At 43.6% G+C, this 24,574-nt stretch carries 16 protein-coding genes; 11 read left to right on the forward strand and 5 right to left on the reverse strand.

Translation table 11 applies throughout. From position 1 onward, the window contains the following. Positions 1-126: 126 nt before the first annotated feature. From KSX81_RS14680 to KSX81_RS14690, 3 genes are read left to right on the forward strand one after another with little or no spacing between them, the layout of a single operon-like run. The gene (locus KSX81_RS14680; RefSeq protein WP_217725420.1) at positions 127-2,262 is read left to right on the forward strand and encodes a cation:proton antiporter; all 2,136 of its coding nucleotides are present in this window, start codon (positions 127-129) and stop codon (positions 2,260-2,262) included. Next, positions 2,244-2,978, forward strand: a complete 735-nt coding sequence (locus KSX81_RS14685; RefSeq protein WP_032842925.1) for a ThiF family adenylyltransferase — start codon at positions 2,244-2,246, stop codon at positions 2,976-2,978. The genes KSX81_RS14680 and KSX81_RS14685 overlap by 19 nt, the downstream gene beginning before the upstream one ends. 7 nt (positions 2,979-2,985) lie before the next feature. After that, positions 2,986-3,642, forward strand: coding sequence for an ABC transporter ATP-binding protein (locus KSX81_RS14690; RefSeq protein ID WP_004322218.1), 657 nt, complete (start codon positions 2,986-2,988; stop codon positions 3,640-3,642). Between the two features lie 182 nt (positions 3,643-3,824). Here the strand turns inward: KSX81_RS14690 and KSX81_RS14695 are convergent, their stop codons facing one another. Together KSX81_RS14695 and KSX81_RS14700 are read right to left on the reverse strand one after the other, a co-directional pair. After that, on the reverse strand, positions 3,825-4,742 hold the full coding sequence (locus KSX81_RS14695) for a helix-hairpin-helix domain-containing protein (RefSeq protein WP_004305086.1): 918 nt from the start codon (positions 4,740-4,742) through the stop codon (positions 3,825-3,827). Continuing rightward, positions 4,742-6,112 carry a sodium-dependent transporter gene (locus KSX81_RS14700; RefSeq protein WP_004299713.1) on the reverse strand — a complete coding sequence of 457 codons (1,371 nt, stop codon included), beginning with the start codon at positions 6,110-6,112 and terminating at the stop codon, positions 4,742-4,744. Before KSX81_RS14700 ends, KSX81_RS14695 begins: the two co-directional genes overlap by 1 nt. Before the next feature lie 103 nt (positions 6,113-6,215). Between KSX81_RS14700 and KSX81_RS14705 the strand changes: the two genes are divergently transcribed. After that, positions 6,216-6,608: a VanZ family protein gene (locus KSX81_RS14705; RefSeq protein ID WP_004299714.1), complete on the forward strand. Its 393-nt coding sequence runs from the start codon at positions 6,216-6,218 to the stop codon at positions 6,606-6,608. 81 nt (positions 6,609-6,689) lie between these two features. On the opposite strand, the gene KSX81_RS14710 is transcribed toward KSX81_RS14705, so the two are convergent. Then, positions 6,690-7,985 (reverse strand): UDP-N-acetylmuramoyl-tripeptide--D-alanyl-D-alanine ligase, encoded by a 1,296-nt coding sequence (locus tag KSX81_RS14710; protein WP_217725419.1) that lies wholly within the window; start codon positions 7,983-7,985, stop codon positions 6,690-6,692. Between the two features lie 77 nt (positions 7,986-8,062). After that, positions 8,063-10,078 (reverse strand): sensor histidine kinase, encoded by a 2,016-nt coding sequence (locus KSX81_RS14715; RefSeq protein WP_217725418.1) that lies wholly within the window; start codon positions 10,076-10,078, stop codon positions 8,063-8,065. A gap of 117 nt (positions 10,079-10,195) precedes the next feature. On the opposite strand from KSX81_RS14715, the gene folP reads away from it, so the two are divergent. The 7 genes from folP (at position 10,196) to KSX81_RS14750 (ending at position 21,240) form a co-directional block, all read left to right on the forward strand. Next, positions 10,196-11,062 carry a dihydropteroate synthase gene (gene folP, locus KSX81_RS14720; protein WP_182423421.1) on the forward strand — a complete coding sequence of 289 codons (867 nt, stop codon included), beginning with the start codon at positions 10,196-10,198 and terminating at the stop codon, positions 11,060-11,062. A gap of 11 nt (positions 11,063-11,073) precedes the next feature. After that, entirely contained in the window at positions 11,074-11,838 is a 765-nt protein-coding gene (gene cdaA / locus KSX81_RS14725; RefSeq protein WP_004309664.1) for a diadenylate cyclase CdaA, read from the forward strand. Between the two features lie 205 nt (positions 11,839-12,043). Then, positions 12,044-14,380, forward strand: coding sequence for a beta-galactosidase (locus KSX81_RS14730; RefSeq protein ID WP_217725417.1), 2,337 nt, complete (start codon positions 12,044-12,046; stop codon positions 14,378-14,380). A gap of 45 nt (positions 14,381-14,425) precedes the next feature. Next, positions 14,426-15,403, forward strand: a complete 978-nt coding sequence (locus tag KSX81_RS14735; RefSeq protein ID WP_032853229.1) for a glycoside hydrolase family 43 protein — start codon at positions 14,426-14,428, stop codon at positions 15,401-15,403. Positions 15,404-15,723: 320 nt separating this feature from the next. Beyond that, entirely contained in the window at positions 15,724-18,189 is a 2,466-nt protein-coding gene (locus KSX81_RS14740; RefSeq protein ID WP_004299721.1) for an alpha-L-arabinofuranosidase C-terminal domain-containing protein, read from the forward strand. Between the two features lie 35 nt (positions 18,190-18,224). Continuing rightward, positions 18,225-20,171 (forward strand): glycoside hydrolase family 97 protein, encoded by a 1,947-nt coding sequence (locus KSX81_RS14745; protein WP_004299722.1) that lies wholly within the window; start codon positions 18,225-18,227, stop codon positions 20,169-20,171. Positions 20,172-20,379: 208 nt separating this feature from the next. Beyond that, entirely contained in the window at positions 20,380-21,240 is an 861-nt protein-coding gene (locus tag KSX81_RS14750) for a TonB family protein (RefSeq protein WP_004299723.1), read from the forward strand. Between the two features lie 804 nt (positions 21,241-22,044). Here KSX81_RS14750 and KSX81_RS14755 read toward each other — a convergent pair. Further along, a complete protein-coding gene (locus tag KSX81_RS14755) occupies positions 22,045-24,525 on the reverse strand; it encodes a glycoside hydrolase family 31 protein (protein ID WP_004299725.1) in 2,481 nt (826 codons plus the stop codon). Between the last annotated feature and the right edge of the window lie 49 nt (positions 24,526-24,574).

Consider the following 24,574-nt stretch of genomic DNA (forward strand, 5'->3'; position numbering starts at 1 on the left):
TTCGGCGGATTACTCATGCTTCCGTATAGTTGGACGTGGTTATTGGAGTGAAATGACCATTAGACATTCATTGGATTCTGCAAACTTTTTTGTTCCTTTGCAGAAAATTCCTAAAAAACACAGCCTATGAACCTGTTTGATCTCAATTTAACGCTGCCGATTTCTGATCCGACCTGGGTGTTCTTTTTGGTACTAATTATCATTCTTTTTGCTCCGATGATTTTGGGGCGTCTCCATATACCTCATATTATAGGCATGATTCTGGCGGGTGTGCTGATTGGCGAACACGGTTTTCATGTGCTCGACCGCGACAGTAGTTTTGAACTGTTTGGTAAAGTAGGACTCTATTACATCATGTTCCTTGCCGGTCTTGAGATGGATATGGAGGACTTTAAGAAGAACCGGACGAAAAGTTTCGTGTTCGGCTGGCTCACTTTTCTGATTCCTATGGCGTTGGGAATATGGAGTAGTATGAGTATGCTGGGATATGGTTTTCTCACGGCGGTGCTGTTGGCAAGTATGTATGCTTCCCATACCTTAATTGCTTATCCTATTATTAGCCGTTACGGATTGTCTCGTTTGCGCAGTGTCAATATCACCATTGGTGGTACTGCTGTCACCGTCACCCTTGCTTTGATTATTCTTGCCGTCATAGGAGGCATGTTTAAGGGGACTGTCGATGGCTGGTTCTGGGTATTTCTTGTGGCAAAAGTGGCTTTCCTCGGATTCCTGATTGTATTCTTTTTCCCCCGTATCGGACGCTGGTTCTTCCGGAAGTACGATGACAGCGTGATGCAGTTTGTGTTTGTGCTGGCGATGGTTTTCCTCGGAGGAGGATTGATGGAATTTGTAGGAATGGAAGGAATCTTAGGAGCTTTCCTGGCGGGCTTGGTATTGAATCGCCTGATTCCTCATGTATCTCCTTTGATGAACCGGTTGGAATTTGTGGGAAATGCACTGTTTATTCCCTATTTTCTGATTGGTGTCGGAATGATTATTGATGTAAGAAGCCTGTTTACCGGAGGTGAAGCATTGAAAGTGGCTATTGTGATGACAGTGGTGGCAACCTTTAGTAAATGGCTGGCTGCCTGGATCACACAAAAGATCTATCGGATGCAGTCGAATGAACGGAGCATGATATTCGGTTTAAGTAATGCGCAGGCCGCAGCTACACTGGCAGCAGTGTTGATCGGTCATGAAATCATTATGGAGAATGGAGAACGGTTGCTGAATGATGATGTATTGAACGGTACGGTAGTGATGATACTTTTCACTTGTGTCATCAGTTCTTTGGTAACCGAACGTTCGGCACGTCGTTTTGCTCTGGATGAAAATGTGCAGGCGGAAGAAGAAGCTAAGAAAGTAAATACGGAACAAATCTTGATTCCGGTGGCTAACCCGGAGACGATTGAAGATTTGATTAATCTGGCTTTAGTAATAAAGGATGCTAAGCAGAAAAATGCATTGGTGGCATTGAACGTTATCAATGACAATAATAGTTCGGAGAAGAAAGAGCAGCAGGGTAAACGTAATCTGGAGAAGGCGGCTATGATTGCCGCTGCCGCTGATGTGCCTGTTACGATGGTGAGTCGCTATGACTTGAATATTGCTTCGGGGATTATCCATACAATCAAGGAGTATGAAGCTACGGATATTGTGATCGGTCTGCACCGGAAAGCAAATATTGTCGACTCTTTCTTCGGACATCTGGCCGAAAGTCTGTTGAAAGGTACGCATCGTGAAGTGATGATTGCCAAATTCCTGATGCCGGTTAACACCCTGCGCCGAATTAATATTGCCGTTCCGCCAAAAGCTGAATATGAATCGGGTTTCTCAAAGTGGGTGGAACATTTCTGCCGTATGGGAAGTATCCTGGGCTGTCGGGTGCATTTTTTTGCCAATGAGCGTACATTGATGCGTGTTCAGCAACTTGTGAAAAAGCGACATGCAGGTACTCCGACGGAATTCTCCATATTGGAGGAGTGGGAGGATCTCTTGCTGTTGACAGGGCAGGTGAATTATGACCATTTATTGGCAGTTATCTCTGCCCGTCGCGGATCTATCTCTTATGATCCCTCTTTTGAACGTCTCCCGGCACAATTAGGAAAATATTTCTCTAATAATAGTTTGATAATCCTGTATCCCGACCAGTTTGGCGAACCGCAGGAAATTGTGTCATTCTCCGATCCTCGTGGACATAATGAGTCTCAACATTATGAGAAGGTCGGCAAATGGTTCTATAAATGGTTAAAGAAAAACTAATGGAAAGATACGACTGGCAACAGAGAACGGAACTCCTGTTAGGAGAGGAAAAGATGGAACGCATCCGGAACGCGCACGTATTGGTCGTGGGACTGGGTGGAGTAGGTGCTTATGCCGCCGAGATGATTTGCCGTGCAGGTGTCGGGCGGATGACGATTGTAGATGCCGATACAGTGCAGCCTACTAATATGAATCGTCAGTTGCCGGCCATGCATTCCACGCTGGGGAGGACGAAAGCGGAAGTGTTGGCAGCCCGTTATAAAGATATAAATCCGGCGATTGAGCTGACTGTCCTTCCTGTTTACCTGAAGGATGAAAATATACCGGAACTGCTGGATGCCGATAAATATGATTTTATAGTAGATGCTATTGATACGATCAGTCCGAAATGCTTTCTGATTTATGAAGCGATGAAACGTCGTATAAAGATTGTTTCCAGTATGGGAGCAGGAGCGAAGAGTGACATCACCCAAGTTCGTTTTGCCGATCTTTGGGAGACGTATCATTGCGGTTTGAGTAAGGCTGTGCGAAAGCGTTTGCAGAAGATGGGAATGAAACGGAAACTTCCGGTGGTATTCAGTACGGAGCAAGCCGATCCGAAAGCGGTATTGCTGACGGAGGATGAACAGAATAAGAAATCGACATGTGGAACAGTTAGTTATATGCCGGCCGTGTTTGGGTGTTATCTGGCTGAATATGTCATTAAACGATTATAAGGCTATTATGATAAAACTAGAAGGGATTACGAAGAGTTTCGGCTCATTACAGGTGTTGAAAGGCATTGATCTGGAAATCAACAAAGGAGAAATTATTAGTATTGTAGGCCCGAGCGGTGCGGGTAAAACTACGTTATTGCAGATAATGGGCACTTTAGATGAACCGGACGCAGGTGTGGTACAGATTGACGGAACAGTGGTGAGTCGGATGAAGGAGAAAGAACTATCTGCATTTCGTAATAAGAATATTGGTTTTGTTTTCCAGTTTCACCAACTACTGCCGGAGTTCACGGCATTGGAAAATGTGATGATTCCCGCTTTAATCGCCGGGGTATCTTCGAAGGAGGCGCACGAACGCGCTATGAAGATTCTGGATTTTATGGGACTGGTTGACAGGGCTTCTCATAAACCGAATGAATTGTCGGGAGGCGAGAAACAACGGGTGGCGGTAGCGAGGGCTTTAATCAACGATCCGGCAGTTATTCTGGCAGACGAACCATCCGGTAGTCTGGATACACATAATAAAGAAGATTTACATCAACTGTTCTTCGATTTGAGAGACCGGCTGGGGCAGACTTTTGTCATTGTGACGCATGACGAGGGGCTTGCCAAAATTACGGACCGGACCGTTCATATAGTGGATGGTATGATTAAAAAAGATTAATTAGAGAACCTAATTTCTAAAAATGTATACCAAAAAGGTAGAGCCTTGCAAGTGTTCTATCTTTTAGCTATATATTTATAGTCGCTTCTCTACGGAAGTCTGTGAAGATGATAGTAGAGTGTTTGTTTTGTTTGTGTGTGATGCATTCTTGTCTGGTGTGATAGGAATGCATCTTTTTTTTATTAATTATAACAAATGTAGGGCTCTAGCCGTTCAAGATCAATAGGAGTGAACTCCTCATAGAGAGATAATTGCTTCAGACTTTTTAAGAATCCTTTCTTTTTCCGATATTCTATGATAACCTTTGCTTGGTAGTAGTTTATGTATGGATGATGCATCATTCGTTCCATACCGGCTTTATTTACATTGATGCGGCGTGTCTGATGGGTGTCAATGGAAAACCACGGACGGAGTTTCTCTGCCTTTAGATGAATCTCCTGTAACTGCTCTATTCGGAAAAAGCCTCCCAGCCGTTCGCGGTAATTCACAATCATCCGGGCAATGCTGCTTCCGATTCCCGGAATCTTCTTCAGTTCGGTGGTATCTGCGGAGTTGAGGCTGATGATAGTTCCCGGGAGATATTTCACAAGGGTGTCCCGTTGTATGCTTGGTGTGGTTAACAATCGTACCGTGTCTTTATTTGTCGAACTGAAATCTTCTGTAATTTGTATATAAGGACGAAGAGTCTGGTATTGTTCTTCCGTGAGTCCATATATCTTTCGGAAATCTTCCGGGTGGCGGAATTTACCTTGTTTATAGCGATAGTGCAGGATATTCTTTATCATCCAGGATGGTAACCCAAGCGAAAGAAAAGTAGTAGAGTCTGCGATGTTCGGATCGAACACCGCAAGTTTGATTTCCCTTTGAGGGGATGATTGAAAAGAATGACCGGACTTTTGGTGAGGTTGGGTTTCCCGGAGGGAGGAAATAAAGTCGTTGTATTCCTTATCGAACTTCTCGTTCTCTCTGCAGTCGGTATCTTCAGCGTGTGTGAAAAAGGAGAAGAGTTTAGGGGCGGCATATACTCCTAAAATAAGAACGACAAGGACGATAATGCCTTGTCGTTCAGTTTTAGTATAATAAAGGAAGTCTTTCCACATTATAGCTTGATTAATCCCAGTTCATTGATAAATATCAGTGAGATGGCGATTGGTGCCATATATTTTAATATAAAGATAATGAGTTTGTATACCGGTACCTTTAATGAACCGTCATTGGTAATCTCCGACCATACAATCTTCTTGTCCAGATACCATCCGGTAAAGAGGGAGATGCACAATCCGCCTAGTGGTAACATGATTTTAGCTGTAACAAAGTCGAAGAGGTCGAACATGCCTAGTCCGAAAACGGTAAATCCTTTCATGACTCCCAGTGATAATGAACAGAATATTCCGAGGAAGACACAACCGCCGGTGACTAACCTTGCTGCTTTTCCACGGGAGAGGTTGAACTCCTCATGTAAATAAGCGGTTACTACTTCGTGCAAGGAAATAGTAGAAGTTAAAGCAGCCATTGCCAACAACGCGTAGAACATGACAGAGAATATATATGCCAGTATGGGAACTCCGCTAAATGCCTGTTGGAATACATTAGGCAGGGTGATAAAGATCAGACTCGGACCAGAATCAGGTTGTATGCCTACGGAAAAAGCTGCCGGGAAAATGATAAATCCGGCTAGTATCGCCACAAAGGTATCAATGATTCCTACGCTGAAAGCTGTTTTAGTCAGGTTGGTTTCTTTGCTGAAATAGGAGGCGTACGTGCAAAGGCATCCCATTCCCAAACTCAATGAGAAGAACGCCTGTCCCATGGCACTCAAAAATACATTTCCGTCCACTTTGCTAAAGTCGGGCTTGAGCAGGAATTCGATACCTGCACCGGCTCCCGGCAGAGTGACCGAGCAAACAACCAGTATGAGGATAATGATAAACAAGGTAGGCATCATGATCTTGGAGGACTTTTCGATTCCTTTTTCTACCCCTTTCACAATGATGAAATGAGTAATCAACAAGAATGCCACCAACCATACAACCGGTCTCCATGGGCTGCTGGAGAATTGTTGAAAAGAGGATATGAACTCTCCGGAGGTTTTTCCGGCAAAGCCATTAGTAGCAGCTTCAAAAATATATTCGAGTGTCCATCCTGCTACTACAGCATAATAACTAAGTATCAGGAAGCCTGCCAATACTCCCATGCGTCCTACCCAACGCCAATGTGTTCCAGGTGCTAATTTCTGATATGCTCTCGCTGTGTTAGCTCTCGAACGGCGTCCTATCAGGAACTCGGCAATCATAATAGGCAATCCCAGAAGAAGAATGCAGCCTAAATAGATCAATATAAAAGCAGCGCCTCCATGGTTTCCTGTTTCATAGGGAAACCTCCATATATTACCCAATCCGACTGCAGAGCCGGCAGAAGCGAGTATGACTCCTAATTTACTGCCGAAGTTTGCTCTATCATTTTTTGCCATAAATCTTGTTTTATCTTACAAATCGTTATAAAATATACGTATTAGAGCGCAAATATAGAAAATGATACTTATATTTGCACGAAAATTGTAATATTATTTAGATATGCTATCTTATATTAAGAAATATCCGATCTCGCTTTTTATCATTCTGACAGTGATTTATCTGTCGTTCTTTAAACCGCCTAAGACGGATTTAGATGAAATTCCCAACCTCGACAAACTGGTTCATGTTTGTATGTATTTTGGTATGTCGGGAATGCTGTGGCTGGAATTTTTGCGTGCACATCGCAGAGACAATGCTCCGATGTGGCATGCATGGGTAGGCGCATTCCTTTGCCCTATACTTTTTAGTGGTTGTGTGGAATTACTGCAGGAATATTGCACTACTTACCGGGGTGGAGACTGGTTGGACTTTGCAGCTAATACTACGGGAGCGATTCTGGCTAGTTTAATAGCCTATTATGTCGTACGCCCCAGAATGATGAATAAGCAGTGAATGAAAAATAGAAACGGTGAATAATGGTTGCATCCAATATTCACCGTTTATCATTTACTGTTCACTAGTTTATTTTTCCGTTTACAAATACTCTACCGTTGAGCTAAGTTTGATTCCGTTAGAGCCTTTGATAAGAATGGTATACCCTTTGGGTTTGTCAGCTTGCAGGTCCTTTATAACTTCCTGCGCATTGGCGTACGTTTTGAAAGAATGTTCGCTTGCGGCAAACAGTTCTCCTACGAGCCATACTTTCTCAAAACCACTTTCTTTTATGTAGTCAACGATTTTCTGATGTTCGGCCGGGCTTTCAGCACCCAGTTCGCGCATATCTCCTAATATGAGCATCTTGTGGGGGACTGTCATGTTCCGGAAGTTTTGCAAAGCAGCCATCATGCTGGTTGGATTTGCATTATATGCGTCGATGATAAGCGTGTTATCTTCTGTCTTTTTAAGTTGGGAGCGATTGTTCTGTGGCGTATAGCTTGCCAGAGCCTCATCAATCTTCTTCGCTTCCACTCCGAAGAAACGTCCGATAGTGATGGCAGCCAGGGCATTCGGGAAATTATATTCTCCGATCAACTGTGTGCGAACCTGATGGCGTTCACCGTCCTTACCGGCTTTCCATTCGAAAGCGAGATAAGGCGAATTGTCAGTAATCTGTCCGTTGACATAGAGATCATCTTTAGTTCCATAAGAAATCAGGTTCAATCCCTGCGCGATATTCATCAAATAAGCGTTATCGTGATGAATAAAGGTGATGGCATCTTTCTTACGGAGGAAATCATATAACTCTCCTTTAGTCTTAATCACCCCTTCGAAAGAACCGAATCCTTCCAAGTGAGCTTTACCTACATTGGTGATAATACCATAATCCGGTTCGGCTATTTCACAAAGAAACTTGATTTCTCCCGGATGATTGGCACCCATCTCTATGACAGCAAGGTCATGCTCCGGTTTCAAACGCAATAGGGTGGTCGGTACACCGATGTGGTTGTTGAGATTACCTAAAGTATAAAGCACGTTATGGGCTTGGCAGAGAACACTGGAAATTAATTCTTTGGTGGTCGTTTTCCCATTAGTGCCCGTAATACCGATCACACGCGTTCCGAGTTGGCGGCGATGATAGTTGGCAAGTTGCTGCATTGTCTGCAAGCAGTTGTCTACAAGTATATATCGTTTATCACCTTCTACGGCATATTCGGCTTCATCAATAATGGCAAATGCGCATCCGGAGTCTAGCGCTAGTTTTGCGAATGCATTACCGTTGAATGACTCACCTTTCAAGGCGATAAACAAAGAACCGTCCGGGCAGTTCCGGCTATCAGTAGTTACTGATTGGCAATCCAGAAAAATCTGGTAAAGAGCAGAAAGTTTCATAACCTGATCTTTTATTTAAAACGTTGCAAAGATAGGCTATTCTTTCGGATTTGATGGGAGTTCGGACAGATTTTTACTTAGGCATATACCAAAGGAAGAGTCAGTATCATCCGGCATCCGTCCGTATAGGAAGAGTCGATCCGGAGGCTGCCTCCTAACTTCTCGGCAATGCTCCGGCATATCGGCAGTCCGAGACCGGTGCCTTGTGTGAAAGAATTCATTTTGTAGAAACGCTCAAATACCGCCTCCTGCTGATCTTTCGGAATACCAGTTCCTGTATCGGTGACACTGATTTCAATTTTCTTTTCAGCTTCCAGTACGGAATAAGCTATGCGGATACTGCCATGAGTTGTAAATTTGGCGGCATTATGTGCCAGGTTGTTCAACACCTGTGATATGCGTTCCGAATTACTGCGTATGAGCAGGTTTTCTTTTGCAGGTTCGAACAGAACTTCCACATCCTTTTGCCTGTTGTCTTTGGCCACTTCAGAGGCAAGTTGACAGATCGTATTCATATCTGTTTCATCATCTGTGGGCAGTTGCTCATATTGATCCAGTTCCGACAGAGCGAGCACGTCAGTGACCAGTCGGAGCAAGTCGTTACTGTTGCTCTTGATAATATTGACAAACTCCTGTGTTTCCGGACTATTGCTGTAGTGATCGCTTAACACCTGCGAGAAGCCTACAATAGAGTTGAGCGGTGTACGGATTTCATGGGTCATGCTCTGGATGAACGTTGTCTTCATCCGGCTGCTCGCTTCCGCTATGTCTTTGGCTTTACGTAATTCTTCCCTCGACACCGTAAGTTCCTCATTCTTTGTTTTGAGTTCGGCTTCCGAAACTTTCAGTTTGCGTTTCAGGAAATTTTCTCTATAAAGGAATATGAATAAGATACCTAATAAAATAATCAATGAAATAATCAAGGTTGTTTTATTATGCAACTCCTTCTCTTGTGCTTGAAGCATGAGTTCTTTCTTTTCGGCATTGAGCTTTTCTACATTTAATAAGGTGGCGAATTCGCTGCTGGACACTTGTTCATTGGCTATTTTCAAAGAGTCATCCGCGTTGATGTACATTTGTAGATATTTGACCGCCAGGTTCATATTCCCCATCTTTTGGTAGATTTCTCCCTGTGTGCGGTAATGAATGCTGCTAAGTATGCTTTCGCTTAAACGACGTTCTTCTTTTTCCTGCATCTTTGCGGCTTCCAGCGCTTTCTGATATTGTTTGGTCTGCTGGTAGTATAAACATTCTATATTATACAGTCTCTTTTTGATAGACTCCAGTCTTTTGTCCTGTTCAAACGCTGTCTGACACTCCTTCAGTAATTTTTCGGCAGCTTGAAAGTCGCCGAACTTGCTGTAGTAGTTTACAAATTCCAACTTGGCAGATATTTGTTGCGTAGAGGAATTGGCAGTCGCAATGGCTTTTTCCACAGCAGCTAATGCTTCTTTTTGCTTTTTCTGGTTGATGTAATAGTTGGCTATCTGGGCATAGGTCTGGGAGATGTTGTAGTTTTCGATCTTGTATTTTTCAGTCAGTTCGATTTCTTTCAATCGCCACTCGAACGCCATTGAATCGAATCTTTTGATGGTGTAGATTTGCGACATGATGTTATAGCAACGGGAGAGGCCGGTCTTATCATCCTCTTCTTGAGCTTCTTTTAACATGTTTTGCACTTCATAAAGTGCTATGTTTGTTCTGCTTGTTTTTAGGTAATAGGTGATTAATCTGTTCGCCCATGCGAAGTAATAGTATTTAGGCTGATGAGTGGCCTTGGCGAATTCTTTTACTTTGTTGGTATAGTGGATTACGCTGTCTTCATTGGTTCCCTGGAAATAATAATAATCCAGTTGAGTGGCTATGGCTACTGCCTGCATTCGTTCGTCCTGCCGTTCGCCGGCCATTCGGAATAAAGTGTCGGACATATTAAGTACAACAGGCTCTAATAAGTATTCTTGACAACGTTGATAATATTCATAGAGAGTAGAGTCAACATTGAAGGTTTCAGCCTCTTTTTGAGCTTTAGCAGTAGTGGTAAAGAACAAAATGAGGAAAAGAAATCCTACGCGAAATAGGGTTAATCGGCTCATGGTATGAATTTTTCGGGTTCTTCTATAGTTTGCAAATATACGTTTATTTCTTCTTTTTAGTACGAATACTTGCTTTTTTTATCTACATTTGTAGGCGATCTAAAAGGAATGTTGTCAATGATGAAACCTATATCTCCTATTTATATAAATGTAAAAGGGCGGTTGCTCGATCTTGCTACTCCGCAGGTGATGGGAATTTTAAATGTTACTCCCGATTCTTTTTATTCCGGCAGCCGGATGCAGACTGAAGAAGACATTGCTGCCCGGGCCCGGCAGATACTTGATGAAGGTGCTTCAATAATTGATATAGGAGCCTATTCTTCACGGCCGAATGCCGAACATATTTCTGCTGAAGAAGAGATGCGAAGACTGCGCACCGGTTTGGAGATTCTGAACCGTAATCATCCCGAAGCCATTATTTCCGTTGATACTTTCCGGGCTGATGTGGCGGAAGAATGTGTGAAAGAATATGGAGTGGCTATTATTAATGACATAGCTGCCGGTGAAATGGATCACCGGATGTTTCAGACAGTAGCCGACTTGGGAGTACCCTATATTATGATGCATATGAAGGGAACCCCCCAAAGTATGCAGAAAGAACCGTCTTATGATAACCTGATTAAAGATGTTTTCCTGTATTTCGCCCGTAAAGTGCAGCAACTTCGCGACTTGGGAGTGAAAGATATCATTCTCGATCCGGGATTCGGATTCGGAAAAACATTGGAGCATAATTATGAACTGATGGCGCATCTGGAAGAATTCCACATATTCGAACTTCCCGTTTTAGTGGGAGTTTCGCGGAAATCAATGATTTATAAATTATTGGGAGGAACCCCGCAAGATTCATTAAACGGGACAACCGTATTGGACACTGTTGCGTTAATGAAAGGAGCGCATATCCTGCGTGTACATGATGTGCGTGAGGCGGTGGAAGCTGTCCGGATCACAGAGAAATTAAAAATAGAGAGTGGATATGACAAATAAGAGGAGGGTGCATGTTTTTTGAGTTTGGCATAAAAGATTTTATCGATATTCTGCTGGTAGCTTTTGTTTTGTACTATACCTACAAATTGATGAAAGCTTCCGGTTCTATCAAGGTGTTCACCGGAATTCTGGTTTTTATCCTGATCTGGTTGGTGGTGACGCAAGTGCTGGAAATGAAATTGTTGGGCTCTATTTTCGACACATTGATGAATGTGGGTGTAATAGCGTTGATTGTGCTTTTTCAGGATGAGATACGCCGTTTTCTTTTGACTTTGGGATCTCATCGGCATGTCAGTGCATTGGCCCGTCTCTTTAGCGGATCGAAGAAAGAATCGTTGAAGCACGATGATATCATGCCCGTGGTAATGGCTTGTTTAAGCATGGGGAAACAAAAAGTTGGCGCATTGATTGTCATTGAGCATAATACTCCTTTAGATGAGGTCGTTCGTACGGGCGAATTGATTGATGCGGCAATCAATCAGCGTTTAATCGAGAATATCTTTTTCAAGAATAGCCCGTTGCACGATGGCGCAATGGTAATCAGCAAAAAACGTATCAAGGCGGCGGGATGTATCCTTCCTGTTTCCCATGATTTGAATATACCGAAGGAACTTGGCTTGCGGCATCGCGCAGCGATGGGAATCTCTCAACAGTCGGACGCACATGCCATTATTGTTTCAGAGGAAACGGGCGCTATCTCCGTAGCCTATCGCGGACAATTCTACCTCCGCCTGAATGCGGAAGAACTGGAAAGTCTATTGACAAAAGAAAACTGATTTTATTGTAATCACATACCGGACAAATGGTCGGAAGATGAGCATGGTAAAATGCCTCTCATCTTCCGACCATTGTTGTTTTATCTGCTATTTGGCGCTATTTTGCTTTATTTCCAACCCTTTTTGAATGATAATTATGCCCTCCTTTTTAGGTGAATCGCCTACCTTTGCCGTATACTATTAAAATTCTATTTTTGAATAAACCATGAAAAACAGATTGATTGCTTTACTGGTACTTTTTACAGTTATTTTCTTTAGTACTGCACAGGCGCAAACTACTGCACGGAAGTTTGAGGCAGGCAAGAACACATTCTTGCTGGATGGAAAACCGTTTGTGGTGAAGGCTGCCGAGTTGCATTACACCCGCATCCCGCAAGCTTATTGGGAGCATCGCATTGAGATGTGCAAGGCATTAGGCATGAATACTATTTGTATTTATATTTTCTGGAATATCCATGAACAGGAAGAAGGAAAGTTCGATTTTTCCGGTCAGAATGATATTGCAGCTTTCTGCCGTGCGGCACAGAAACACGGTATGTATGTCATTGTCCGTCCTGGTCCGTATGTATGTGCGGAGTGGGAGATGGGGGGACTTCCCTGGTGGCTGTTGAAGAAAAAAGATATAGCCTTGCGTACGCTCGATCCCTATTATATGGAACGGGTAGGCATCTTTATGAAAGAGGTCGGTAAGCAACTGGCTCCGCTGCAAGTGAATAAAGGGGGAAATATCATCATGGTACAGGTAGAGAATGAATACGGTTCTTATGGAATCGACAAACCTTATGTCTCTGCCGTGCGCGACCTGGTTCGTGAATCCGGTTTTTCCGATGTACCTCTGTTTCAATGTGACTGGAGCAGTAACTTCACCAATAACGCGCTCGATGACCTGATTTGGACGGTGAACTTTGGAACAGGTGCCAATATCGACCAGCAATTTAAAAAACTCAAAGAACTTCGTCCTGAAACTCCGTTGATGTGTAGCGAGTTCTGGAGCGGATGGTTCGACCACTGGGGACGCAAACATGAGACACGTCCTGCAAAAGATATGGTACAGGGCATCAAGGATATGCTCGACCGGAACATCTCTTTCAGTCTGTATATGACTCACGGAGGAACGACTTTCGGACATTGGGGAGGTGCGAACAACCCGGCTTATTCTGCCATGTGCAGCTCATACGATTATGATGCTCCGATTAGCGAACCCGGATGGACGACCGACAAGTTTTTCTTGCTTCGTGACTTGTTGAAAAACTATCTTCCGGCAGGTGAGACGTTGCCCGCAGTGCCCGCAGCTCTGCCTGTTATTGAAATCCCCGAGTTTCACTTCCATAAAGTGGCTCCGCTTTTCTCAAATCTGCCGGAGGCAAAACAAACGGTGGATATTCAACCGATGGAACAATTCAACCAGGGATGGGGAACGATTCTGTATCGCACCACATTGCCCGAAACGACTCTTGCAGGCACCACTTTGAAAATTACGGAAGTGCACGACTGGGCGCAGATATATGCCGACGGTAAACTGCTGGCACGCTTGGACCGTCGTAAGGGAGAATTTACAACGACCCTGCCCGCGCTGAAAAAAGGCACACAACTGGATATTCTTGTGGAAGCAATGGGACGTGTTAACTTTGACAAATCCATCCACGACCGCAAAGGAATCACTGAAAAGGTGGAACTTATTTCGGGTAACCAGACTAAGGAATTGAAAAACTGGACTGTATATAACTTCCCGGTAGATTATTCCTTTATAAAAGATAAGAAATATAGCGATACAAAGATATTACCGACTATGCCTGCCTATTATAAGAGCACCTTTACACTGGATAAAGTAGGAGATACTTTCCTGGATATGAGTACATGGGGAAAAGGTATGGTCTGGGTGAACGGTCATGCAATGGGGCGTTTCTGGGAAATCGGTCCGCAGCAGACTCTCTTTATGCCGGGGTGCTGGCTGAAAGAAGGAGAGAATGAAATCCTCGTTCTGGATTTGAAAGGTCCTACCCGGGCTTCCATCAAAGGTTTGAAGAAACCAATTCTCGATGTGCTTCGTGAAAAAGCTCCCGAAACACACCGCAAGGATGGAGAAAAACTGAAACTGACGGGTGAGAAAGTGGTCCATGAAGGAGCTTTCACTCCGGGTAACGGCTGGCAGGAAGTGCGATTTGCCACTCCGGTGAAAGGACGTTATTTCTGTCTGGAAGCACTTTCTCCACAAGCAAATGATAACATCGCAGCTATAGCAGAGTTTGATGTCCTGGGAGTTGATAGTAAACCGGTATCCCGCGAACATTGGAAGATTCGTTATGCCGATAGTGAAGAAACACGTAGTGGCAACCGTACAGCTGACAAAATATTCGACTTGCAGGAATCCACTTTCTGGATGACAGTGGACAATGTTCTTTATCCTCATCAATTGGTAATTGACTTGAGCAAAGTGGAAAATGTGACCGGTTTCCGCTATCTGCCCCGCGCCGAAAAAGGGTATCCGGGTATGATTAAGGAATATCGTGTATATGTGAAACCTGCTGATTTCAACTACTAAACAGTGAATGGACAAGAATAAAACAATGGATGAAAAAGCATTGAAATGATGATGAATATGAAGAAAAATATAATTCTTTTCGCATTCCTATTTGTGGGAGTGTTGACTGGGTATTGCCAGCAATCTGCTTACCTGTTTGTTTACTTCACCGGCAATCGCATGAGTGAAGAAGCCGTCCGGATGGCTGTTAGCCTCGATGGATATAATTATAAAGCCTTGAATGGAAATCAGCCGGTACTTGATTCCCGTGTGATTAGTTCAACAGGTGGAGTACGTGATCCCCATATCTTGCGCTGTGAAGATGGGAAGACATTTTATATGGTGGTGACAGATATGGTGTCCGGCAATGGATGGAGTTCTAACCGTGCCATGATATTATTGAAATCAAAAGACCTTGTACACTGGACTTCCAATATCGTGAATATCCAGAAAAAATATCCCAATCAGGAGGATCTGAAACGTGTGTGGGCTCCACAAACTATTTATGATAGGGAAGCAGGAAAGTACATGGTTTACTGGTCCATGCAACATGGCAATGGTCCCGATATCATTTATTATGCTTATGCCAACAAAGATTTTACCGATATAGAAGGAGAACCGAAGCCACTGTTTCTTCCGGAAAACAAAAAATCATGTATTGACGGCGACATTATTTACAAAGATGGACTCTATCATTTGTTCTACAAAACGGAAGGGAATGGAAATGGAATTAAAAAGGCCACTACCTCCTCTCTAACCTCCGGCCAATGGACAGAATCGGATGACTATAAACAGCAGACGAAGGATCCGGTAGAAGGTTCGGGTATTTTCCCGCTGGTTGGTTCCGATAAGTATATTTTGATGTATGATGTATATACGAAAGGTAAATACCAGTTTACCGAAAGTTCCGATCTGGAACATTTCAAAGTGATTGACCATGCTATCAGTATGGATTTCCATCCGCGCCATGGCACTGTCATACCGATTACCCCAAAAGAGTTGAAACGCCTCTTCAAGGCCTATGGCAAACCCGAAGGTTTCTGAACTAAAATATCTCGTGGGACAGGAGAAAAACACCTGTCCCTGATTTGTTAAACCAATTGTTTTTCAGGCGGGTAATCTTCGCTTCCCAGTGAGTATTCCCATCCTTTTGTTTTCTTTTGAGTTATTCTGATAAGATGGATTCAACTAGTTGTAATCCAGGAAAACAGTATACGGTATGGGGAAAAGTGTATATTTTACCCTTGTTTACTTGTTTCTTATATATTTTTAAGTGTATAATTACCAATTATTATATGAAACACGCTTGTTAGAATGATGAAAATCTTAACTTTGCGATTGATAATCTTAATGCAATATATACCATGAGAAAATTATTCCTCTTTTTAGTTGTCTTGTTTTTGTCGTTCCAGCAGCTCACTTTAGCTGCAATCAAAGAAATGACGAGTACACCCGATTCGGTTTATCTGTTTTCTTTTGCAACTTCCGGAGACGACGGACGCAGCGGACTCCGTTTTGCCTGGAGTACAGATAAAGAAAACTGGTTTGAAATTGGCCGGAACTACGGATATCTCCGGTGCGATTATAGCCGCTGGGGATCACAGAAGAAAATGCTCGATCCTTATTTGAAACAATCGTCCGATGGCGAATGGATTTGTACCTGGAAACTGAATGACCATGATGGATACGGCCAAGCTACTTCCAAGGATTTAATCAACTGGACCAGTCAGAAATATCCCCGTACTACGCCGGATTTTGACGGAGTGAGAGTGAAAGCTATTGTTGCCGGAGAAGAGCAGAAAGGAAATATCAACCGGGTAGTTTGGACCTTGGTGGATGGATTGGATAAAAATTATGGCTGGAATCAATATCGGAACTCATTACATGGAGAACGTCCGGTACAGGATGGAGAACGTTTTGCCGGTTTGAAGCCTGTAAAAGCAACGGTCACTGTACAACCGGAAGGCGCAAAAGCCATTAGTGATGTATTGCTGGGCGCTTTTTTTGAAGACATCAATTATTCGGCAGACGGAGGACTCTATGCAGAACTTATCCAAAACCGCGACTTCGAGTACGACCCTTCGGACAGGGAAGGAGATAAGAACTGGAACAGCACTCATTCCTGGGCACTGAAAGGAGAGAAAACGACTTTCACTATTGATACTACCGACCCTATTCATATCAATAACCCACATTATGCCGTGCTGAATGTAGAACAACCGGGAGCTGCATTAGAAAATACAGGTTTTGATGGAATCGCACTGAACACCGGAGAGAAATATGATTTTTCCATCTTCGCCCGTGTTCCGCAGGGTAAATCAAATAAATTGCAAGTTCGTCTGGTAGATGGAAAAGGAAATGTGTGTGGAGAAACTTCTCTAACAGTGTCTTCCCGTCAATGGAAAACATATAAAGCGGTGATAACTGCTAAAGCTACTGCGGACACTCATCTCGAAATCATCCCTCAATCTGTTGGTGAATTGAATCTGGACATGATTTCCCTATTCCCGCAGAATACATTTAAAGGACGTAAGAACGGGCTTCGCAAAGATCTGGCTCAAGTGTTGGCTGATATTCATCCCCGTTTCATCCGTTTCCCCGGTGGCTGTGTGGCTCATGGTGATGGCTTGAAAAACATTTATCAATGGAAAAATACAGTAGGTCCGTTGGAAGCAAGAAAAGCACAGCGTAATCTTTGGGGATACCATCAAAGCATGGGATTGGGTTATTTTGAATATTTCCGGTTTTGCGAAGATATTGGCGCGGAACCGCTTCCAGTGCTGGCGGCCGGTGTTCCTTGCCAGAACTCTGCCTGTCACGGCGACTTGAGAGGAGGACAACAAGGTGGTATCCCGATGAGCGAAATGGGAGCTTATATTCAGGATATTCTTGATCTGATAGAATGGGCAAACGGTGACGCTAAGAAGACCAAATGGGGAAAGGTACGTGCCGAAGCCGGGCATCCGAAACCATTCAATCTGAAATACATCGGTATCGGAAATGAAGATCTTATCACTGATATCTTCGAAGAACGCTTCACGATGATCTTCAATGCCATCAAAGAAAAATATCCTGAAATGATTGTTGTCGGTACAGTGGGACCATTCAATGAGGGTACAGACTACGTGGAAGGATGGAAACTGGCGGACAAACTGGGTATTCCGATGGTCGACGAACATTATTACCAGACTCCGGGATGGTTCCTGAACAACCAGGATTTCTACGACAAATACGATCGTTCGAAAAAGACAAAAGTATACTTGGGCGAATATGCAACTCACATACCGGGACGAAAGGCGAATATCGAAACAGCACTGACAGAAGCTCTTTATCTTGCAGCCTTGGAACGTAATGGAGATGTTGTACACATGACTTCCTATGCCCCTCTTCTCGCTAAAGAAGGACATACCCAGTGGAATCCGGATTTGATTTACTTCAATAACCGGGAAGTGAAACCTACCACCGGCTACTATGTTCAGAAACTCTACGGACAGAATGCCGGAAACGAATATTTGCCGTCAAAGATCACTCTTGATAATAGAGACGATCAAGTACGGAAACGCATTGCTTCTTCTATTGTCCGTGACTCGGCAAGTGGCGACGTGATTGTGAAGCTGGTCAATTTACTTCCCGTAGAGGTGAATACGAATGTCGACCTTTCCGGAATCGGTGCTATACAGTCTTCTGCAAAAAGAACCGTACTGACCGGCAAACCGACCGATACCCCGCTACCTGTTGAAGACACGATGGAAGTAGCAGAAAAGTTTGACTATCAATTACCTGCCTATTCTTTTACGGTGATCCGCATAAAGAAGGCAAATGAGAAATAACAGAAAAAAGTGAAGATAATAACAACATAAATAATATGAAGAAGATAATAAGTACCCTGCTGGCTAGTTGCTGTCTGACTTCTCTGATAGCACAGGAAGTGGTAGTGAAAGGGCCGGATGAAAAACTGCAATTGGTTGTATCTGCTTCTCCAGCCGAAAAGCCAAGTTATTCGATTACCTACAATGGAAAGCCAATGTTGGAGAAATCTCCTTTGGGTATGAATACGAATATCGGTGACTTTGCAAAAGGAATGAAACTGACAGGACACGCTGTTACTCCGATTGACACTGTCTATCATCAGGATCGTATTAAAACCTCCAAGGTGCATTATCAGGCAAACGAACTGATTTGTAATTTTGAGAATCCGAAAGGGCAGAAAATAGATGTAGTCTTTCGTGTCAGCAATCACGATGTAGCTTTCCGTTATACTCTTCCGCGTCAGGATGGAAAAGGAAGTGTAACGGTAACTGCCGAAGAAACCGGCTTTCGCTTTCCGCAACAAACAACTACTTTCTTATGTCCGCAAAGCGATGCTATGATAGGTTGGAAGCGTACCAAACCCAGTTATGAGGAAGAGTACAAGGCAGATGCTCCCATGAGTGACCGTTCGCAGTACGGGCATGGCTACACGTTCCCTTGTCTGTTCCGTATCGGTGACGATGGTTGGGTATTAGTCAGCGAAACAGGTGTAGACAGTCGTTATTGCGGTTCTCGTTTGAGCGATGTAAGCGAAGGTAATCTGTATACGGTTGCTTTCCCGATGGCAGCAGAAAATAACGGTAACGGAACTTCTGCTCCGGCGTTTGCCCTTCCCGGTGCTACTCCCTGGCGTACCATAACTGTTGGCGAAACCTTGAAACCGATTGTGGAAACAACCGTTATCTGGGATGTCGTACGTCCTCTTTATGAAACGAAGCATGACTACCGTTTCGGACGCGGCACATGGAGCTGGATTCTCTGGCAGGATGGTAGTATTAACTATGACGATCAGGTGCGCTATATTGATTTTGCAGCTGCAATGGGGTATGAGTATGCCTTGATCGATAACTGGTGGGATATGAACATCGGCCGTGACCGCATGAAATCTTTGATAGAATACGCACGAAGCAAAGGAGTTGAACTCTTCTTATGGTATAGCTCTTCCGGCTATTGGAATGATATTGAGCAGGGGCCGGTGAATCACATGGACAATGCTATTATCCGCAAACGTGAAATGAAATGGTTGCAAAGTCTTGGAGTGAAAGGAATCAAAGTTGATTTCTTTGGTGGCGACAAGCAGGAAACGATGCGCCTGTATGAAGATATTTTGAGTGATGCTGACGACCACGGTCTGATGGTAATCTTCCACGGTTGCACCATCCCTCGCGGATGGGAACGTATGTACCCGAACTATGTAGGCAGCGAGGCTGTACTGGCCTCCGAAAATATGGTTTTCGGCCAGCACTTCTGTGATGAAGAGGCTTTCAATGCCTGTCTGCATCCGTTTATCCGCAACGTGGTGGGTTGCATGGAATTCGGTGGTTGTTTCCTGAACAAACGGCTGAATCGCAACAATGACGGAGGAACTACCCGCCGTACTACTGATATATTTCAATTAGCCACTACCATATTATTCCAGAATCCGGTACAGAATTTTGCGCTTGCTCCCAACAACCTAAAAGATGTTTCCCCTGTTTGTGTGGACTATATGAAAACGGTTCCTACCACGTGGGATGAAACACGTTTCATTGACGGATATCCGGGAAAATATGTAGTCTTGGCACGTCGCCACGGTGACACCTGGTATCTGGCTGCTGTGAATGCCGGGAAAGAAATCGTAAAGTTGAAACTGGATTTAGATATGTTTGCCGGAAAAACCGTTTCTCTGTATAAGGATGATAAAAAAGGAGAACCTCAACTTGTGACGTTGAAAGTAAAAGAAAGCGGAAAAGTGCAACTGGAAATCCTTCCACAGGGAGGTGTTGTATTGGTGAACAACTAGATGATATTTCTTTTGGATGTGAATTCGGGATAAATACCCTTATCCCGAATTCACATTTTTATTTGTTATTTACTTGTGGCTTGGTGGCAACAGTATTTATTGTGCAATAAATAACTGCTGTGTATGAGGAAAATAAACGATTTTTTTGTTGGTCTTTTAGCGTAAAGATGTTATCTTCGTTTATTGTTCAACCTTAAAACGGAAAACCATGCATACCAAACTAGTAAGTCTTTTCATAGCGTTGTTTCTGTGTTTGCCATTGTTTGCACAGAAAGAGTCAGTCCCCAGAATAGATAGTGAGGGAGTTTATTTAATTCCCGATGAGATGCCGAAGTTTCCGGGAGGCATGCAAGCCATGATGAAATACTTGGCAACTAACGTAAAATACCCTGTCGAAGCCCAGAAGAAAGGAGTTTCCGGTCGGGTGATTATCCAGTTCGTAGTGATGGAAGATGGAACACCGGGACAGGGAAAGGTAGTGAGAGGAGTTGATCCCCTGTTGGATGAAGAGGCTTTGCGCGTGGTGAAAACAATGCCTAAATGGTCACCCGGAATGGCGGATGGCAAGGCTGTCAAAGTGCGTTTCACTATTCCTGTAATGTTCAGCCTGTCGAAAAAGCAAAATGGCAATACTCCGAATATGAATATTCCTGAACTTACTGTCCCTAGCGGTCAGGAAGTCACTAATAAGAGTCTGGAGGGAGTATGGCAAAGCTGTCTTGTGCAGCCCGGTGCACATGATTTTCGGATTGCATTATTACCGGTCTTAAAAGTAATTTCTGCCGATAAAACATTTATAAACATCATGACACGTGGCAGGGATGCGAAATCGAATGCCATTATATTTTCCCAGGGAGAGTATCGTTTGCCTTCAGACAGCGTGTATGTCGAGATATTGGGAAAATCGTCCGATCCTGTTTTCGTTCCGGGAACAGAGAATGAAATTAGTGTTGAACGTCTCCACGACAATCTGATTAAGTTATCCTTCTCAATGCCCGATAAAGAAAAACGATGGGTGGAGTATTGGTTCCGTGTTCCGTCGCCTGATGTGAAGATAATGGCTGATTGATAATTTCTCTCTGTATAGATTTGCCATTGTTGAAGGAAGAGTACATTCGTTTTAGAAGACTTATTTGAAACGATAGTTCCCGGAAAGTTCCGTTTTGAATCGTTGCGGGATCTTATGGAAATTCAAGAAAATACCCTTCACCTTTCACAATGCCCTATTCATCGGCATTAGCGGGTGAAGGGCAGGCTTTCACTTTCCTTTCACCTTTCTACCCTGGTTTTCACAGATTGTCTAGTCTGCTAAATCTTTTATCTATAGTTGGCAGAAGAAGTGTTAGCAGATAGCTTCCAGACTATTATAGGAAAACTTCTTTTCTATAAGGGATAAACTTCCTTTGTATAGGAACCAAACTTTCTTTGCATCATAAGAAAACTATAAATGCAAGCTTTGATTATATAAATGAAACTTGCATTTATATAATCAAAGCTTTTGTTTTTATAAACGCAACTTGCAATTATAGATTGCATTTAATGAAAAACAAGTTTACATACTGGTAATAAGAAGTTTACCAGTAATCAAAAGAAAGTTTGTTATTAATGAAAAAGAAGTTAGTTAGTAATGAGTGGGAAACAGGTTAGATATGTTTTTAGAAGTAACAGGTGGAGAAGAATTATACAGGGTTAAGAAAACGGAGGGTGAAAGGCGGATGAAAGAGCAGTCTTCACCCGCTAATGCCGATGAATAGGGCATTGTGAAGGGTGAAGGCTGTACTTGTAAAATTGAAAAACAGGTGTTAGAGGGAAATTTACCGATTGGTTACTGTTTATTTCCCCAGTGTGAGATGGTGGGAATAAAGTTGAAACTTTATAATTTTAAGTCTACTCTCTTTCCCCTATAAGAAACAGATTGATCGAATGTCGTAGCATCACCGTCACCACAACCTTTTCCCGGTTCTACAATGATAATGTTGAATTTACGATTTTTCAGCATTCCTTTGTAGTTACCTTGCCGGTCGTTAATCGTCAGGGTACGGTCTTTATCATTCCATTTCATGGCAATGGTAGTGTATGCTCCCTTTTCGTAATTGTAGTTGTCGAACTCATCTTCGTAAAGAGTAAATTCAGCGTCGGCGCCCGGATAAATGCGAAGTGTCAGATTATCCCATTTCTTTTCGGTGGAATATTGTACAGCCGGTCCCCAGGGTAGGATAGAACCTGCACGGACATAGACTGGCATGATATCGATAGGCACTTCACGCTGGATGGTTTGTCCGCCTTTCAGGCTTTTTCCGGTCCAGAAATCAACCCATTGGGCACCTGCGGGTAGATAAACATCTGTCTTTCCTATCTTATTCATATTCTTCTGATAGCCGTTCTGTTTGTCGTCCTGCCATGTATAAAGCGAATCAGTTACGGGGCGGACAAGGAAATTACGGCCAAACATATACTCTGTATCCATCTCAAGTACTTTCTTATCTTTAGGAAAATCCATCATGAGTGGTCGGATGATGCTGCCCGCTTTGTTGGTAACTTCCCATGAAGTGCTGTAGAGATAGGGCAAAAGGCGATAGCGCAGGTGAGTATATTTTTCGAGTGCGTCATAAGCCCAGTCTCCTTTCTTGCCGAACTGGTATATTTCCACAGCTACCGGACTGGAATTGTGCGAACGCATGATCGGCTGGAATGCTCCCCACTGATACCAGCGCACGTGCAATTCATGATAAGCGATATTGTGTACATTATTGTTATATTTCCATGCGAAGAAGCCGCCTAGGTCGGTATTCCAGTATGGTATGCCGCATAGTGAGTAATTTAGTCCTGCCGCCAGTTGTTTCTTCATCACTTCCCAGGTAGAGACTACATCGCCGCTCCATGAATGTGACGCATAACGTTGCTGTCCTAGGAAAGACGAACGTGTGAGCAGGAATACTCGCTTGTCGGAAGTGGTAGCACGTTGATGTTCGTATACACCCTTGTTGGACATCAAAGGGAAAGCGTTGTGCACTCTGCGGAATGAACCTAGATAAGTGGGGGTGTCGAAATCTTTGTCCTTGATTTCCAGATGATCCGGCTCGGTAGAGTCGAGCCACCAACCATCCATACCGAGATCGAAGATGTTCTTTTTCATTTCTGCCCAATACATATCGCGTGCTGTCGGATTGAACGGGTCGTAAGGTTTTACTCCGGCTTTGGGAGGCCATGTCTCGAAGTGAAGCAATGCTTTCAGGCTATCCATTTTCTGGTACATCTCTGTCCACGGACCGAACGAGGCCCATACTGAAATCATGATATGTGCATTCTGTTTATGTACATAGTCGATCATTTCTTTCGGACTTTTGATGCGTGGCGTTCCATAATTAGCATTTCTGTCTTCTCCGTTCGGGAGGAATTTCATGTATTCCGGATCACCCATTTTGTTGATATAGCGTGGGTTTTGGAATTTCATCGAGTTCCAGTTTTCGTTGCATCCCCAATATTGCCAGTCTTGGATGATACCGTCCAAAGGTACTTTCAGTTCACGGTACTTATCTACTACTTCGCAGAGTTCGTCCGGACTTTTATAGCGTTCGCGGCATTGCCAGAATCCCAGTGTCCAGAGCGGATAGAGCGGGGCCTGACCGGTCAGCTCGCGCACTCCGGCTATTACACCGTCCGCATTGCCGCCGTAAATGAAATAATAATCAGCGCAATCGCCTACTTCCGAGTCGAACGACATCTCTTGCGGATTGTCGAGGAAAGTAGTAGGAGAGTAATTATCCCAATAAAGGGCATATCCCTTGACGGAATGAATGAATGGAATGCAGATACTCATATTTTGATTGCGGAGAAACAGTTTCTGATTGCGTTGGTTCACTTTACCCGTCTGCTGCTGTCCCAAACCGTAGATTACTTCGTCTTTATCCAGCAAAAAGGCCTGGCGGACATTGAAAGACGGAACACCTGCATCATTGAAAGGAGTGAATTGTGTTCCGTAATCCTTGTCCGTCAACAGACGTTGCCCGGACGAATCGAAAAAATGGATACCACCAGTCTCCGGGTTCACTTCCACTTGGATAAGACGGCTGCTTAATGTCACATTTTTCCCCTTTTCACCGAAAGAAACAGGAGTCGACTCGGGCATTTTGACAATGACCAGACTTTCTTTATTGCAAGATTTCTGACTGGGCGTCTTATAAACCCTGACAATGGAGGGTGAATAAAACTCTACGTTGACATCCATCCCCTGTGTGGCACACTTGATACCTTGTGAGGTACGCTGTACATTTTGTGCTGTACCATTGCCTGCTGCAACCATTGTTGCACATACAAGCAAGAAACCGGCTTTTCTAATAAGATTCATTTTCATGGTTTTTAAGTACTTTATGATGCAGCAAAAGTAGGGCAGAGGCAAGCAA

It is taken from the genome of Bacteroides sp. MSK.18.37, from assembly GCF_019129155.2.
Classification (GTDB): domain Bacteria; phylum Bacteroidota; class Bacteroidia; order Bacteroidales; family Bacteroidaceae; genus Bacteroides; species Bacteroides ovatus.

Excerpts from the sequence above, each read along its gene's own strand:
- KSX81_RS14680 (WP_217725420.1), top strand. The coding sequence starts at position 127 with ATGAACCTGTTTGATCTCAATTTAACGCTGCCGATTTCTGATCCGACC.
- KSX81_RS14685 (WP_032842925.1), top strand. The coding sequence starts at position 2,244 with ATGGTTAAAGAAAAACTAATGGAAAGATACGACTGGCAACAGAGAACG.
- KSX81_RS14690 (WP_004322218.1), top strand. The coding sequence starts at position 2,986 with ATGATAAAACTAGAAGGGATTACGAAGAGTTTCGGCTCATTACAGGTG.
- KSX81_RS14695 (WP_004305086.1), bottom strand. The coding sequence starts at position 4,742 with ATGTGGAAAGACTTCCTTTATTATACTAAAACTGAACGACAAGGCATT.
- KSX81_RS14700 (WP_004299713.1), bottom strand. The coding sequence starts at position 6,112 with ATGGCAAAAAATGATAGAGCAAACTTCGGCAGTAAATTAGGAGTCATA.
- KSX81_RS14705 (WP_004299714.1), top strand. The coding sequence starts at position 6,216 with ATGCTATCTTATATTAAGAAATATCCGATCTCGCTTTTTATCATTCTG.
- KSX81_RS14710 (WP_217725419.1), bottom strand. The coding sequence starts at position 7,985 with ATGAAACTTTCTGCTCTTTACCAGATTTTTCTGGATTGCCAATCAGTA.
- KSX81_RS14715 (WP_217725418.1), bottom strand. The coding sequence starts at position 10,078 with ATGAGCCGATTAACCCTATTTCGCGTAGGATTTCTTTTCCTCATTTTG.
- folP (WP_182423421.1), top strand. The coding sequence starts at position 10,196 with ATGATGAAACCTATATCTCCTATTTATATAAATGTAAAAGGGCGGTTG.
- cdaA (WP_004309664.1), top strand. The coding sequence starts at position 11,074 with ATGTTTTTTGAGTTTGGCATAAAAGATTTTATCGATATTCTGCTGGTA.
- KSX81_RS14730 (WP_217725417.1), top strand. The coding sequence starts at position 12,044 with ATGAAAAACAGATTGATTGCTTTACTGGTACTTTTTACAGTTATTTTC.
- KSX81_RS14735 (WP_032853229.1), top strand. The coding sequence starts at position 14,426 with ATGATGATGAATATGAAGAAAAATATAATTCTTTTCGCATTCCTATTT.
- KSX81_RS14740 (WP_004299721.1), top strand. The coding sequence starts at position 15,724 with ATGAGAAAATTATTCCTCTTTTTAGTTGTCTTGTTTTTGTCGTTCCAG.
- KSX81_RS14745 (WP_004299722.1), top strand. The coding sequence starts at position 18,225 with ATGAAGAAGATAATAAGTACCCTGCTGGCTAGTTGCTGTCTGACTTCT.
- KSX81_RS14750 (WP_004299723.1), top strand. The coding sequence starts at position 20,380 with ATGCATACCAAACTAGTAAGTCTTTTCATAGCGTTGTTTCTGTGTTTG.
- KSX81_RS14755 (WP_004299725.1), bottom strand. The coding sequence starts at position 24,525 with ATGAAAATGAATCTTATTAGAAAAGCCGGTTTCTTGCTTGTATGTGCA.